The organism is Providencia alcalifaciens, assembly GCF_915403165.1.
GTDB classification, from domain to species: domain Bacteria; phylum Pseudomonadota; class Gammaproteobacteria; order Enterobacterales; family Enterobacteriaceae; genus Providencia; species Providencia alcalifaciens_C.
Genome location: NZ_OU659204.1, coordinates 1,049,531 through 1,065,497 on the forward strand (window position 1 = coordinate 1,049,531; position 15,967 = coordinate 1,065,497).

Below are 15,967 nucleotides of genomic sequence, written 5' to 3' on the forward strand. Positions count from 1 at the left end.
GGGCTCCTTATCAGCCAACAACTAAGTTCAGTAATTTACCAGGTACGTAAATGACTTTACGGATGCTAACGCCTTCGAGGTATTTCGCGACGCTGCTTTCTTGTGATGCCATTTCCAGAACGAATTCTTGGTTAGCATCAGCAGGTACCGTAATACGACCGCGTACTTTACCGTTAACTTGAACAACAACCAGTTTAGTATCGTCGATCATTGCTTGTTCGTCAGCCACAGGCCAGCTTGCAAAATCGATATCGTCATTGTGACCTAATGCTTTCCACATTTCGAAACAAGCGTGAGGAATGATTGGCGATAACATCAGCGTGATAGCATCCAAAGATTCTTGAACTAAAGCGCGGTCTTGCTCAGTTTCTTGCGGAGCGCGAACTAACTTGTTCATAAATTCCATGACCGCTGCGATAGCTGTGTTGAATGCATAACGACGACCCACATCGTCAGTCACTTTCGCGATGGTTTTATGTAAGTCGCGACGTAAATCTTTTTGTTCTGCGGTTAATGCGCTGATATCTAATGGCTGAGTTGCACCTTTTTGTGCGTGCTCATGAACTAAACGCCATACACGACGAACGAAACGGTTAGCTCCTTCGACGCTAGACTCTTGCCACTCAAGGGTTAATTCTGGTGGCGCTGCGAACATCATGAACAGACGGACGGTATCTGCACCGTATTTATCGACCATTAATTGTGGGTCAATACCGTTGTTCTTAGATTTAGACATCTTGCTCATACCAGTATAAACCAGTTCATGACCTTCGCTGTCTACCGCTTTAGTAATACGGTTTTTGTCATCACGTTCAACAATCGCATCCGCTGGAGAAACCCATATACGATGACCATCGCTACCAGTGTAGTAGAAGGCGTCAGCCAGAACCATACCTTGGCACAGTAAACGTTTTGCTGGTTCATCGGAGTTTACCAGACCTGCATCACGCATTAATTTGTGGAAGAAGCGGAAATACATTAAGTGCATGATAGCGTGTTCAATACCACCAATGTATTGATCCACTGGCAGCCAGTAGTTGGCCGCTTCAGGGTTCAACATGCCATCGTCGTATTGTGGGCAAGTGTAACGTGCGTAGTACCAAGACGATTCCATAAAGGTATCGAACGTATCGGTTTCACGCAGCGCTGGCTGACCATTAATGGTGGTTTTTGCCCACTCTGGATCCGCTTTAATTGGGCTAGTGATGCCGTTCATGGTGACATCTTCCGGCAAAATAACCGGTAATTGGTCTTCAGGAACAGGAACCACGGTACCATCTTCTAAGGTTGCCATTGGAATTGGCGCGCCCCAGTAACGTTGACGGGAAACACCCCAGTCACGTAAGCGATAATTGACCTTGCGTTGCCCCACACCAAGCGAAACCAATTTATCTGCGATAGCGTTGAAGCCAGCTTCGTTGCTTAAACCAGTAAATTCACCTGAGTTGATCAGGGCATTTTTCTCAGTCATCGCTTCTTGAGATAAGTCAGGCGTGTTGCCTTCAGCATCTGCAATCACCGCTTTGATTGGCAGATTGTATTTGTGGGCAAATTCCCAGTCACGTTGGTCGTGAGCTGGAACCGCCATCACTGCGCCTGTGCCGTATTCCATCAGAACAAAGTTCGCGACCCAAATTGGTAATTTTTCTTGGGTTAATGGATGAACGACATACAGGCCCGTCGCCAGACCTTTTTTCTCCATGGTGGCCATATCCGCTTCTGCGGTTTTAGTATTTCGGCACTCATCGATAAAGTCGGCTAATTCGCTATTCGCTTTGGCTGCTTCTTGCGCTAATGGGTGACCAGCAGCAACTGCTACATATGTCGCACCCATAAAGGTATCTGGGCGGGTGGTGTAGACCGTTAATTTGTCAGCACGATCGGCAACATCAAAGGTGATTTCCACACCTTCAGAGCGACCAATCCAGTTGCGCTGCATGGTTTTAACTTGTTCTGGCCAATCTTCCAGTTTATCCAAGTCATTGAGCAGCTCTTCAGCGTAGTCGGTGATTTTGATAAACCACTGAGGGATCTCTTTACGCTCAACTTGGGTATCGCAGCGCCAGCAGCAGCCGTCGATAACTTGTTCGTTTGCTAGAACGGTTAAGTCGTGTGGACACCAGTTAACTGCAGAGGTTTTTTTGTAGACTAAGCCTTTTTCATACAGCTTAGTAAAGAACCACTGTTCCCAACGGTAATATTCTGGGGTACAGGTGGTCACTTCGCGGCTCCAATCGTAACCGAAGCCCAGCATTTTCAGCTGACCTTTCATGTAATCGATATTGGCGTAAGTCCATGGTGCAGGTGCGGTGTTATTTTTAACAGCGGCACCTTCAGCTGGCAGACCAAATGCATCCCAACCAATGGGTTGCAGAACGTTTTTACCCAGCATGCGCTGGTAGCGGGAGATCACGTCACCAATGGTGTAGTTACGAACGTGGCCCATGTGTAGTCGACCAGAAGGGTAAGGTAGCATGGACAGGCAGTAGTATTTCTCTTTGCTGTTGTCTTCTGTCACTTTGAACGTTTGGTGTTCATCCCAGTGACGCTGTACTTTAGGCTCTATATCTTCTGGACGATATTGTTCTTGCATGGCACCGATAATCCTATGGTGAATAATCGCTACAGTTTAGTCTGTAGCTGGTGAATGTCTTTTGTATAAAATGGATCCGCATAGCATAGCGGATCACACATGAAAACAACAATGCCGAAAGCCATTGTGTCTGTAAAAAACGATGAATCGTCGATTAGATGAATTTACAGGGACTTGGTCTTGCTGTTTCAGTTGTTAGTTATATTTTGTGCTACATATAGTGGTTGGCGATACGCTGATGGAACTAAGAGCGCACACAAAATAATAAGCGTATCGCCTATCATAATTCAATTTACTACCTAAAACTTGAACTATTTCAGGATGAATTCGCTTTGTTCACAATTTTATTTGAACTTAGAATACGTTAGAGAATTTTTTAAGAGATTTCAAGCGCAGAAAAGTGCCAATCAAGAAAACGAGGTGAATTTTGTGTGGGTAAGAAAAGTTGAGGGAAAAGTTGCAAAAAGCCCTGTCGGACTTTCTGCAACCTAAAGCGAGATTAATGTAAGATTTTTGCCAGAAAATCTTTCGCGCGGTCTGACTTCGGATTAGCGAAGAAATCTTCTTTTTTACTATCTTCGATGATTTTACCTTCATCCATAAAAATCACGCGGTTAGCCACTTTTTTCGCAAAGCCCATTTCGTGCGTTACCACCATCATGGTCATGCCTTCATTCGCTAACTCCACCATAACATCCAGCACTTCGTTGATCATTTCTGGATCGAGGGCGGAAGTTGGCTCATCAAACAGCATGGCTATCGGGTCCATACACAGCGCACGCGCGATGGCGACACGTTGCTGTTGACCACCGGATAGCTGTGCCGGGAATTTATTGGCATGGCTTGCCAATCCAACACGCTCCAGTAATTTTAAGCCTTTAGCTTCAGCGGCTTTTTTGTCGCGGCTTAAGACTTTAACTTGCGCTAATGTTAGGTTTTCAATAATGGAAAGGTGAGGGAACAGTTCAAAGTGTTGGAACACCATGCCAACTTTTGAGCGCAGCTTCGCAAGGTCAGTTTTTTTGCTATTAACTTGGATATCGTTAACGAAAATTTCACCCTGTTGAATTGGCTCCAACCCATTTACTGTTTTAATTAATGTGGATTTACCAGAACCAGAAGGCCCGCATACAACCACAACTTCGCCTTTTTTGACTTCAGTTGTGCAATCTGTGAGCACCTGAAATTGGCCATACCATTTCGATACATTTTTCAGGGTAATCATGAAACAGTCCTTTTCTTAAGATAATTCACCAGCATTGAAGCGCCGAAACTGAAAATAAAGTAGATGAGTCCCGCAAAGAGTATCATTTCGACTTGGGTACCGTCACGCTCACCAATATTGGTCGCGGTTCTGAAGAAGTCGGTTAGCCCAAGAACATACACTAAAGAGGTATCTTGGAATAATACAATACCTTGGGTCAGCAATAATGGCACCATCGCTCTAAACGCTTGCGGTAATACGACTAAACGCATGGTTTGCATTTGGGTCATACCTAAAGCAAGGGAGGCGCTTGCCTGACCTTTCGAGATACTTTGAATACCTGCTCGGATAATTTCAGAGTAGTAAGCCGCTTCAAAAAGACAGAAGGCTACCACTGCGGATATTAAACGAATATCATTTTTTGGTGATAAGCCTAGAACATTTTGTAATATGTTAGGCACAACTAAATAGAACCAAAACAGTACCATAACTAACGGGACTGAGCGGAATGTGTTGACGTAAAAGGCCGCCAGCCAGCGCAGTGGCTTAATGCTGGATAAACGCATAACGGCAAGTACGGTTCCCCATAAAATCCCAACCACAATGGCTGCAGCCGTAATTTTGGCGGTGATAATAAAGCCATCCACTAAGAATGGGATGCTTGGCTCAATGGAACTCCAATCAAATTGATAAGCCATCTTAGCGTCCTCCTAGTGTACCGGGTAAGCGCACTTTGCGCTCAAGCAGGCTCATCAGCAGCATAATAATCAAGTTGATACCGACATATGCGAGCGTGATTGCCGTGAAAGATTCCCAAGCATGGGCGGAGTAATCGAGTAATTTTCCTGCTTGTGCCGCCATATCGACTAACCCGATAGTGGATGCGATAGCGGAGTTTTTCACTAAGTTCAGCATTTCCGAAGTCATTGGCGGTAAAATGACGCGATAAGCATTCGGTAGCAGTACATAGCGATAGGTTTGTGGCAGTGTTAACCCCATCGCGAGTGCTGCATTACGCTGCCCTCTTGGTAGAGATTGAATCGCAGCACGAACTTGCTCAGCCATTCGCGCAGCAGTAAACAAGCCAAGGCATAGCATGGAAGAGAGGAAGAACTGGTAGTTAGGATCTAACTCCATTTTAAACCAGTCGCCGATGGATTGAGGCAGCAGTTCAGGGATCACTAAATACCAAGTGAAGAACTGAACAATCAGCGGAACGTTACGGAATAATTCAACGTAAGCAGTCCCTAAAAAGGCTAAAAAGCGGTTAGGTACTGTGCGTAAAATACCGAAAAATGAGCCAACCAGAAAAGCGATGATCCAAGCGCAGATGGATAGCGTGACAGTGACTTCTAAGCCAGATATTAACCACCCTAAATAGGTGGTATTCCCAAATGGGGCATTCTCAAGGAATATCCCCCAATTCCAATTAATTGACATAATATGACTTCCTGTGGGCAATTTGATTGTCCCGAATACCGTAACAAGAGAAAGCAAGGCGGGAACGACCGCCTTGCGACTCCTATTTCAGTAACACCCTGTTTGTCTTTTTTATTAGTTTAATGCTTTATCGTTTGGTGATTTGAACAGCGCTTTCATTTCATCAGATAACGTAAACTTCAGATTCAGGTTCTTCGGTGGGATTGGTTGATTAAACCAGCGGTCGAAGGATTTTTCCGCTGCGCCAGATTTTTGTGCAGTAGAGATTGTTTCATCGACTAGTGTTTTGAATTGTGGGTCATCTTTACGCAGCATACAGCCGTAAGCTTCTTCAGTTTGCGGTTTTGCTACGATTTCCCAGATATCCGGTTGTTTCGCTTTTGCACGCTCACCGGCTAATAGGGCATCGTCCATCATAAAGGCAACAGCACGACCAGATTCTAAAGTACGGAATGAGTCCCCGTGGTCTTTAGCACTGATAATGCGCATCTTCATGTTTTTCTCATCATTTAACTTATTCAGGATCACTTCTGACGTTGTCCCTGAAGTGACAACCACGTTTTTGCCAGCTAAATCAGCAAAGTCTTTGATACCGGAGTCTTTTTTCGCCAGTAGTCGAGTACCAACCACGAAAATGGTGTTAGAGAAAGCAGCTTGTTTTTGTCTCTCTAGGTTATTTGTTGTGGAGCCACATTCGAAATCAAATGTGCCGTTTTGCAGTAATGGAATACGGTTTTGCGAGGTGATAGGGATCAATTTCACCTGTAAATCAGGCATATTGAGTTTCTTTTTCACTGCATCAACAATGAGATTGGAATAATCTTGTGAGTAGCCAACAACTTTCTGATTATTATCATAGTAAGAGAATGGCACTGATGATTCGCGGTGACCCACGACTATCACACCATTATCTTTGATTTTTTTCAGAGTACCGTTTAATTCTTCTGCTTGAACTGCGCAGGTTGCACCCAAAAGCATCATTGTTAAAACAAGCTTGCTAATACGCATAATTACAGCTCCTTTAGAACATCGGTGTCAATCCGCCATATTTCGAGGTGTGTGTTTTAACGATACATTACTCGATTTATTTTGGTTTTGTGGTGTTGTGTTTGCAGATGTTTCGTGAGGTTTTCATCATGACACGATCATCGGCTGTATGTTTTATTATTGTTAAAAAGTAATTAAAAAATATGAGTTTTGAAAACGAATTGTTTTAAATTCGGGAGCTATCTCGCATATTATTTAGGCAGTTGTGAACTGCGACACCAATAAAGAGACAAACTGCCGAAACTCGACTATCGTGCACCGAAAGTGTGCAAAATAGTTTCGTTTTGCTATTCATTAAGTAAATAGCAAGTTCCGTGCCGCTTTTCGGATAAAGTGCAAAAAATAGTTAATTTTATAAATGAGAACTGTTTGTAAAGTTAGATGATGGTGCTTGTGTTGCTTATTTGCCTGTGTAAGATGTAACCTGTTATTAACTTAATTAGCTAATTATTGTGAATTCAGGAAGATAATCTGAGACAGCCATGACGAGGTCGATGAAGCTAGGTAAAGGATTAGTGCTGTTTGCCTGTCTGATGGTGTTGATTTGTATGAATCAAAGAGCCGTCGGAGAGCGTCTATTCGCCTCAGTATTTACATCTACTTCAATACAGACTTCTGCGGTAGTGAATCAAATTCAGCTTTCTTCAGAACACTATCTTTCTGATATAAATGAACAAAATAGCAAGCCCGTTAAACTTTCAACGTGTGAATTAAGTTCCAAATCACTCCTCACTCTTGTTCCTGCTGTGATAGAGCCTCTCTTTTTTATATTTCTTTCTTTAGCGGCATTCGCTATCTTTTGCACTAGGCTATTTATATATAGAGCAAACCGTGAAGAGAGCCATTCCCCACCTGGCGTTCGGCGTCATCTACAATTCTGTAATCTTCGGAATTAGAAAGCCGCGGCTTATTGTTCGTCGCTGTTATTTATTCTGGAGGGATCATGCGTTTTTTTATTAATGCGTTAATTGTTTTATTCACTGTATTTTCTAGCAGCTTACAGGCTGCGGATACAGGCTGGTTGCAACCTGCTAACACGGGGTTTATGACCGCAAACACACCAAGCCATGTACAGGTTCGCTTGCTGAGCTCTGCACAAAAAGAGGGCAAGGTCGATATTTTATTGGATGTAAAACTCGATGATGGCTGGAAGACCTATTGGCGCTCACCGGGAGAAGGGGGCGTTGCACCTGAAATAAGCTGGTCTTCACCCGTCAAAACCGTGGAGTGGCTATGGCCAACGCCGGGGCGCTTTGATGTCGCTGGCGTGTCTACACAAGGTTATATGGGAGACGTGGTTTTTCCTATTACAGTCACCAGTGGTGAGCATCTCGATAAATTGTCAGGCACACTGACATTATCAACGTGCAGTAATGTTTGTATTTTAACTGACTACCCTTTTGAATTGGATCTCACTGAACCGGCTCCTGCGGATTTTAGCTGGGCATTTAATCAAGCAAAAGGTAGCGTGCCTGCGACTAGTGGGCTTGTTGAACAGGCGCAATTTGGCTTTGCTGGCAATAAATTGACGGTAGAGTTACAAAAAGCCGCCGATAATACGTGGATTGATCCGCATCTGTTTACCGATGTGGTGGATGGTGCGAGCCTTAGCGTCCCATCCCTAAAATATTCTGGCAACAAGTTAACCGCCACCATTGATGTTAGCGATGACTGGGGTGGTGAAGCACCTAATCTTATTGGTAAAACAGTTTCATTTGTCGTGGCGGATGGTGAGTTATCTCAACAAATTCATGGCAATGTCGTGCCTTATACAGGTTCTACTTCTGGAGATGACAGTGGGCACGCGCTGGGCTTATGGCAAATAGTTCTATTTGCGCTACTTGGTGGTCTGATCCTGAACTTGATGCCGTGTGTCTTGCCTGTACTGGCGATGAAACTCGGTTCTGTCTTATTGGTTCCTCAAGGTGAACAAAATACCATTCGTCGGCAATTCTTGCTTTCTTCATCAGGGATTCTGGCCTCATTCTGGTTATTAGCCTTATTGATGACATTCTTGCGTTGGGGACAGCAGGTTGTTGGTTGGGGAATTCAGTTCCAAAGCCCATGGTTTATCGGCTTTATGGTGTTAATTACGGCGCTGTTTACCGCGAATTTATTTGGGTTGTTTGAAATTAACCTAGGCAGTAAAGCGAATACGCGCTTAGCCACTGCTGGTGGACAGGGTAATAGTGGGCATTTCTGGCAAGGGGTCTTCGCGACACTCTTAGCAACACCTTGTTCTGCACCCTTTTTGGGCACAGCTGTCGCCTTCGCACTGGCGGCACCAATGTCGCAATTGTGGCTGATTTTCACTGCACTAGGTATCGGGATGAGCCTCCCGTGGTTATTGATTGCGGCATTCCCTGTGATTGCGAAAGCGTTACCAAAGCCGGGAACATGGATGCTGAAATTGCGTGCTGTACTGGGCTTAATGATGTTGGTTTCCTGCTTATGGTTAATCAGCTTATTAATTCCCCATTTTGGTGCAATGACCGCTACCGTTATCGCCGTACTGTTTTTATTAATCTTAGTGTTATTTATTCTTAAGAACCGAGGGGGACGTGCGGCAATTTTCCCATTCCTATTATTCTCGGCACTGGGTGCTGGGTTTGCTTGGGTGGCGATAGACCAACAACAAGGTCACCAAACGCTAGCTTCCGATAAGGTTCAATGGCAAACACTGTCTGAAGACGCAATCACACAAGCGCTGGCAGATAATAAACGTGTGTTTATTGATGTGACCGCAGACTGGTGTGTGACGTGTAAGGCGAATAAATATAACGTCCTACTTAATGATGAAATTCAGCACTTACTGAGTGAACCTGATGTGGTTGCGCTACGGGGTGATTGGACAAAACCTTCACCGGAAATCTCGGCATTTTTGCAACGTCGAGGACAAGTGGCTGTGCCGTTTAACCAGATTTATGGCCCTAATCTGACAGAGGGGAAAATACTGTCAACAATACTTGATCGTGAATCTGTATTATCAATTATGACTGAGGCCAAAGGAGCCGAAAAATGAAAAAGACGATATTAGCTGTTTTATTTTCCTCACTAGTATTAGGGGCCACAGCACATGCAGCGCCACTGACTGCCGACCAAGAAGCACAAGTTCGTAAGTTGGTACGCGATACATTAGTTGAGAATCCAGAGATCCTTGAAGAAGCGATTGTGGCTTTACAAGCGAAGCAAGGCGAAAAACAACAAGCGCAAATGAAACAGGTATTAAAAGATCAGCATGATGCCCTGTTTAATGACCCGACTAGCCCGAGAATTGGCTCGAAAGACGCGAAATTAGTCTTGGTAAACTTTACTGATTTTAACTGCCCATACTGCAAACGTTTTGACCCACTGTTAGAAGATATTGTGAAGAAAAACCCTGATGTTGCCGTTGTCATCAAGTACCTGCCATTTAAAGGGGAAACCTCGCTGGAATCTTCGCAATTAGCGATGACTTTATGGCAAGAAAATCCCAAAGCGTTCTTAGCGCTGCACCAAAAACTGATGGCGAAACAGGGCATGTTATCTGATTCAAACATCAAAGAAGCGCTGCAAGCAACCGGCAATGGTAAGTTAAAAGCGAGTGATAAGAGCCGTGCAGCTATCCGTAAAAACCTTGAGCTGGCTAACATGCTGGGTGTGAACGGCACACCGGCAACGTTAGTGGGTGATGAAATGATCCCTGGCGCTGTTGATGCACAAGAATTTGAACGCATCGTGAAAGAACAGCTCAGCAAAGCGAAATAATGACGTGATGGGGAGACTCAAAAAGTGGTCGAAAGAGCTTCTCGTATTAGCGGTGATTTTGGTGATCGCTTTTACGGTGATGGACTTTTGGCGTAAACCGCAAAGCCTTGCCCCCGTGTTATTAGAGCCACTCACCCTTGCTACGGGTGAGGTGGTTTCTATTGCTGAACTCAGCCAAAAACAGCCAGTTTTAGTCTATTTCTGGGCAACATGGTGCGGTGTTTGTCGCTTCACATCGCCAACTGTTTCTGATTTAGCAAAATCAGGGGTTCCGGTCGTGACGATAGCACTACGTTCAGGGGCGTCACCCCGACTATTAGCCGGAATGGAAAAGAAGGAATTAGATTTTCCTGTAGTGAATGATACCAACGGTCAGCTGTCTACACAGGTTGGCGTGACAGCAACTCCGACCTTTATGATTATCGATAAAGGTGAAATGGTGAGTTTTACTTCTGGCTGGACGAGTTATCTGGGGCTGAAAAGCCGTTTATGGCTCGCGTCATTTTAGTTATAGTTCAGCTCAGTTCATACTGAGCTGAATTCATTTCTGATTTATCCCTATTCAAATGCACCTCTCAAATCCACTCTGTTGATAATATTAAGTGAATAGCTATAAAATGAGACTGTCTTGCTATCTAAATGCGATGGTTCTTTAAAGATAATCTATCAAAGTTTTGTTTGAATTTTATTATTTTATTACAAATAATTAAATAATCGAAAAATCACGATATATTCACCTGATAATGACGATTTTTTGATGTTTATTTTAATTTTAGCAAGAAAAATAAAATATATTTTATTAGCGAGAGGTCATCGCTATGTTGATTCCATAGTTAGCTGATTAAAAATAAAATCATGTCATATTAAGGTTTTATACTAATTCTAAATTTCAAATTCGACTGTGTGTTTTTTTTAATTCATTGTTTTTTAAGGTTGTTTTTTTGTTTTTTTATAGTGGTGTATTTTAAGTTAATAAATAATATTGTTATATATTAAATAAACCTATGGGTAGAACGGTTATGTAAAATATGTTTAATTACAATTGGTTATGAGAATGCGTATTTGCACTTAATCATGTTTTTTGTTTGCCATTATTTTACATGACATTGTCATTTTCTTGGCTGTTCTGCTTTCTTTTCTTATTTTATAGTTTAAATATCTGTGTTGAATTAATTATTAATAATAATAATCTGTTAGTTTGGCTGGATTGATTTATGCTAAGAAATATATTATTACTATTGAAATGTGTAATTTAAAATAATCTCTTAATTAAATTTTATTTTTTGAATAATTTAATTTCTATTTTGTAATAGGAATAATCTGTATTTAATCATGAGGAAAATCCGTGTTTATATTAATGAGGGATGAATGAAAAAGTTCGGTTTAATTATTTTTATTACCATTTTTGGATTTTCAGCAAATGCGAATAATCAAGTTGAGCTACTTTTTCATGTTGGAGTAGGTGCTGATGAACAATATAGAATCGGCGGGACTATACAAAATAATACTTCATTAGTTATTGAGCATGCAGCAATAACATATTTGATACTTGATGAAAAATGCTACCCAAAATCGGCTCAAACAGCGACATTTAATCAGTTGCCTCAACATCAAGCATTTGAATTCTCGATACCTGTTTCTGGAACGTTGTATGGCTATAAAATTCTATCTTTTACTGCATATGACAGCATGGGGAGTGAATATAAAGCAGAGGATACAACACTGAAAATACTCCAGGAAAGAGAAGAGGATAGAAAGAACACCTGCCAAAAATTACGTTAGTCATTTAATTTAAATAAAAATCATTGTAGAGATATCAAAGTAATATCAATATTTATGGGTTTAAAAAGATATGAATAAAATAAAAGATTTTAATTCTAGACCATTTCGATACAGATATTTTGTTTTTTTTAATATTGGAATGCAAATTGCATTTCCTCTCTCTTTATCATTTACTCCAATAATGCTTGCACATGCGACTGAACAGCCAAATTCATTTTTAATATTACCGACAACACAGACATATACATTAAAGTTAGATGATACTGTTGCAAGTATTGCAAAGCAGCATGGTGTAACTGTTAATGAATTAAAAAAACTGAATCAATTTAGAACTTTTTCTAAACCATTTGAAGACTTGACTGTTGGGGATGAAATAGATATTCCTGCTAATACCAAGTGGTTAAATACACCTCAGCAAAATGAATTAATAAGCTCGACTGATGTTGCTCGAACAGCATCTCAGCTGGGTAGTACTTTTAATAATAATTCGAGTAGTAATGCAGCAAAAGATCTTGCTCGTTCTATTGCTGTGGGCGAAATGAATGCCCAAACGAATAGTGAAATCTCTGACTGGTTACAAGGAAAAGGAAAGGCTCGAGTTAAAATCGATGTTGATAATGAATTCACATTGAAAAATTCAGAGCTAGAGGTTTTAGTTCCTATTTGGGAATTACCTGAGCATATGGTTTTTTCGCAAGCTTCTTTGCACCGAACAGACAGCCGAACTCAATCAAACTTAGGGGTTGGCTACCGTTTCTTTTCACCTGATTATATGCTTGGTATCAACACATTCTACGATCATGATTGGTCTAGGAGCCACTCAAGAGTTGGGTTGGGTGCTGAATATCAACGCGATTTCATGAAACTATCTGCGAATAGTTACCATAGAACATCTGATTGGAAAAACTCCAAAGACTTTGATTTCTACGAAGAAAGACCTGCCAATGGCTGGGATGTAAGAGCAGAGGGTTACCTACCTGCATATCCAGCAATCGGCGGCAAGCTTATGTATGAGCAATATTACGGTGATAATGTTGGTTTGTTTGGGAAAGATAACCAGCAGAAAGACCCTTATGCCGTAACCGTTGGGGCTAATTATACGCCATTCCCACTTTTAACGTTTAACGCAGAGCAGCGACAAGGAAAAAGTGGTGAAAATGATACTCGATTTGGAATAGATCTAAAGTATACCCTCGGAGTGCCTTTATCTAAGCAATTGGATTCAGAGCAAATTTATGCAAGCCGCTTATTAAATGCTAATCGCTATGACTTTGTTGAGCGCAATAACAATATTGTTTTGGAGTATCGTAAAAAAGAGACCATTACAATTCAATTACCTGCGCAAATTAGCGGTTATACAGGTGAAAAACGCGATATTGGATTGACGATTAGTAGTAAAAATGGCTTAAGCCGAGTGGAATGGTATGCGCCAGAGCTAATCGCCCATGGCGGTCAAATCATCCGCGAAAGCATATCCCAATACAGCGTTGTTATGCCAAATTATCAATATGGTAGCGGTGCAAATAATCATTATACTCTTTCGATGGTTGCCTATGATGAATCAGGTAATCAATCCCCAGAATCTACGACGACAGTTATTGTTAATTCAGCTGCTGTTGATCTGGCATCAAGCAAGTTATCACCACTAGAAGTCAATTTACCTAATGATGGTAAATCGACGGAACAATTAACACTGAAACTGGAAAATAAAGATGGCCAACCAGTCTCGGGTATTGCATCGGAGATTACAACACAGATAACGACTATATCTGGTTCGAGTTCTGATATTAAATTGAGTGAATATACCGAATCTGCCAATGAGCCAGGAACTTATTATGTAACGGTGACTGCTGGTTTATCATCTGGTGAATTCACGTTAACACCTAAAATTCAGGGGATAAGTATTTCTCCAGCGAAAGTAATTACTGGTAAATCTCCAAAAATCAGCAATTTGAATATATCTGGAAAGCTAGCGTTGGGAGAAACGTTATCTGGAACGTACATATTTGATGCTAATGGCAGTAATACGGAGGATAAGTCTCAATATCAATGGACAAATGAAGGAAATAAGCGTGCATTGAATGGTATTAAGACTGTTGAGACATCTGGAATTATCCCAGGATATATCCTAGTTAAAGATGATGTTGGTAAAATAAAAATGCTGACGGTCAAGGCGATCAATGGCTTGAATACCGAAGGTAACACCGAGACCGTGACCACGGCACCGGGCAGTGATGGTAACCACACCGATGGCGGCAATAATGGTGGGATCGTTGATGAGGCGGGAGTTCCTAAAGTCAGCAATGTGGCTATCAGCGGCAAGTTAAACGTCGGCCAAGTATTGAGCGGCAGCTATGTGTTTGCGGCTCAAACGGGTAACCCAACGGATGCGTCGGTGGTGATGTGGGGCGACAATGGCACCACCGTGGCTGAACTGGATGCGAATAACGGCACTCCAGTGACCAACGGCACACTACCAACCTACACCCTCGTCACCGCGGATGTCGGGAAAGTGAAAGCGGTGTCGGTACGGGCGAAAAACGGCGCGGGCGTGGTGGGTAACACCGAGACCGTGACCACGGCTCCGGGCAGTGATGGTAACCACACCGACGGCGGCAACAATGGTGGGATCACCGACGAAACCGGTGCGCCTAAAGTCAGCAATGTGGCTATCAGCGGCAAGTTAAACGTCGGCCAAGTGTTGAGCGGCAGCTATACCTTTGATGCTCAAACGGGTAACCCAACGGATGCGTCGGTGGCGATGTGGGGCGACAATGGCACCACCGTGGCTGAGCTGGATGCGGGCAACGGTACGGTTGTGACTGACGGTAATCTACCAACCTATACCCTCGTCACCGCGGATGTCGGGAAAGTGAAAGCGGTCTCAGTACGGGCGAAAAACGGCGCGGGCGTGGTGGGTAACACCGAAACCGTGACCACGGCACCGGGCAGTGATGGTAACCACACCGACGGCGGTAACAATGGCGGGATCATCGACGAAGCGGGTGTTCCAGCGATCAGCAATGTATCTATCAGTGGCAAGTTAAACGTCGGGGAAGTGTTGAGCGGCAGCTATGTGTTTGCGGCTCAAACGGGTAACCCAACGGATGCGTCGGTGGCGGTGTGGGGTAACAACGGCACCACCGTCGCCGAACTGGATGCGAACAACGGTACCAAGGTCACCAATGGTACCTTACCAACCTACACCTTGGTGGCTGCGGATATCGGGAAAGTGAAAGCAGTCTCTGTGCGAGCGAAAAACGGCGCGGGCGTGGTGGGTAACACCATAACTGTGACGACTGTTCCTAGCAGCAACGGTAATAATACAAACAGTGGAAATATAGATGGTAGTGGCAGTGTTATCGGGTATACATTTAAATTGACACCTGAAACGCTGAGATTGGGTGAAACCATGAAGCACCAGTATACTTTAGCTGCGACAGATATTAAAAGTGGTCAAAGTGTTACTATACCTGCGAATACTGTAACGTGGTCTACTAAAGATTCAGCCGTTGCTGTGGCAGACTCTACAGGAATTATTACAGCTAAAAAAGAAGGTAGTACGTCAGTTATTGTAAAAGGAATATATAAAAATCAGCCATTCCAAGCTGAGGCGATAATCAATATATCACCATTGGTTAAATCTCCATTATTTGGATATGGTACGGGTAGCTCAGCAACTGTTGTTGTAGAGCCACCTAACTATACTATCAGCGTACGTTGTGGTGGTATTGTTGACAATATGGGGGGAATTGGTGGTAGTGGTGGTACTCCTTCTATAGTGAAAGATGTATCAAATGTGACCAAAATTGTCACAAATACAGGGTTATACGAAAAAAATAATGTGCTTTCATCGATTACATTCCATTATGGTGATGGAACATCACAAAAATGTGGTCGTGAAGAGCCTCAAACAGTGACTATTGTTAAATCTGAAACGTATATGATTCCTAATGGGTATCGTCTGCAAGGTTTTACAGCCTTCGGTGGTCAATATGTCACTGGAGTGCAGTATATTACGGTTGAAAAATAACTTAATACTTGCACTATCTGTTATTGAATAGCTTAAATTAATGAACGAAGGGCTAAGTTTGATATCACATTAAACTTAGCCCTTAATATTTTCTATCTACAGAATATTCAATACTTAATTA

At 42.7% G+C, this 15,967-nt stretch carries 11 protein-coding genes; 6 read left to right on the top strand and 5 right to left on the bottom strand.

Going from position 1 to position 15,967, the window contains the following annotated elements; genetic code table 11:
* Window positions 1-10 precede the first annotated feature (10 nt).
* From leuS to LDO73_RS04675, 5 genes are all read right to left on the bottom strand, one after another.
* Window positions 11-2,593 (bottom strand): leucine--tRNA ligase, encoded by a 2,583-nt coding sequence (gene leuS / locus LDO73_RS04655; protein ID WP_224060411.1) that lies wholly within the window; start codon window positions 2,591-2,593, stop codon window positions 11-13.
* A 499-nt stretch (window positions 2,594-3,092) separates the two neighbouring features.
* The gene (locus tag LDO73_RS04660; protein WP_224060412.1) at window positions 3,093-3,818 is read right to left on the bottom strand and encodes an amino acid ABC transporter ATP-binding protein; all 726 of its coding nucleotides are present in this window, start codon (window positions 3,816-3,818) and stop codon (window positions 3,093-3,095) included.
* Complete coding sequence (gene gltK, locus LDO73_RS04665) at window positions 3,815-4,495, bottom strand: glutamate/aspartate ABC transporter permease GltK (RefSeq protein WP_006660949.1); 681 nt, start codon at window positions 4,493-4,495, stop codon at window positions 3,815-3,817. Before gltK ends, LDO73_RS04660 begins: the two co-directional genes overlap by 4 nt.
* Window position 4,496: 1 nt before the next feature.
* Complete coding sequence (locus tag LDO73_RS04670; protein ID WP_224060413.1) at window positions 4,497-5,237, bottom strand: amino acid ABC transporter permease; 741 nt, start codon at window positions 5,235-5,237, stop codon at window positions 4,497-4,499.
* A gap of 114 nt (window positions 5,238-5,351) precedes the next feature.
* The gene (locus LDO73_RS04675; RefSeq protein WP_132494218.1) at window positions 5,352-6,245 is read right to left on the bottom strand and encodes an amino acid ABC transporter substrate-binding protein; all 894 of its coding nucleotides are present in this window, start codon (window positions 6,243-6,245) and stop codon (window positions 5,352-5,354) included.
* 521 nt (window positions 6,246-6,766) lie between these two features.
* On the opposite strand from LDO73_RS04675, the gene LDO73_RS18180 reads away from it, so the two are divergent.
* From LDO73_RS18180 to LDO73_RS04700, 6 genes are all read left to right on the top strand, one after another.
* A complete protein-coding gene (locus tag LDO73_RS18180) occupies window positions 6,767-7,180 on the top strand; it encodes a metal resistance protein (protein WP_423810873.1) in 414 nt (137 codons plus the stop codon).
* A 47-nt stretch (window positions 7,181-7,227) separates the two neighbouring features.
* Window positions 7,228-9,306: a protein-disulfide reductase DsbD family protein gene (locus tag LDO73_RS04680; RefSeq protein WP_224060415.1), complete on the top strand. Its 2,079-nt coding sequence runs from the start codon at window positions 7,228-7,230 to the stop codon at window positions 9,304-9,306.
* Window positions 9,303-10,031 (top strand): DsbA family protein, encoded by a 729-nt coding sequence (locus LDO73_RS04685; RefSeq protein ID WP_154604619.1) that lies wholly within the window; start codon window positions 9,303-9,305, stop codon window positions 10,029-10,031. The genes LDO73_RS04680 and LDO73_RS04685 overlap by 4 nt, the downstream gene beginning before the upstream one ends.
* Window positions 10,032-10,038: 7 nt before the next feature.
* Window positions 10,039-10,539: a protein disulfide oxidoreductase gene (locus LDO73_RS04690; protein WP_224060417.1), complete on the top strand. Its 501-nt coding sequence runs from the start codon at window positions 10,039-10,041 to the stop codon at window positions 10,537-10,539.
* Between the two features lie 860 nt (window positions 10,540-11,399).
* Window positions 11,400-11,813 (top strand): hypothetical protein, encoded by a 414-nt coding sequence (locus LDO73_RS04695; protein WP_224060418.1) that lies wholly within the window; start codon window positions 11,400-11,402, stop codon window positions 11,811-11,813.
* 139 nt (window positions 11,814-11,952) lie between these two features.
* Window positions 11,953-15,846, top strand: coding sequence for an inverse autotransporter beta domain-containing protein (locus LDO73_RS04700; RefSeq protein ID WP_224060419.1), 3,894 nt, complete (start codon window positions 11,953-11,955; stop codon window positions 15,844-15,846).
* The last annotated feature ends 121 nt before the right edge of the window (window positions 15,847-15,967 follow it).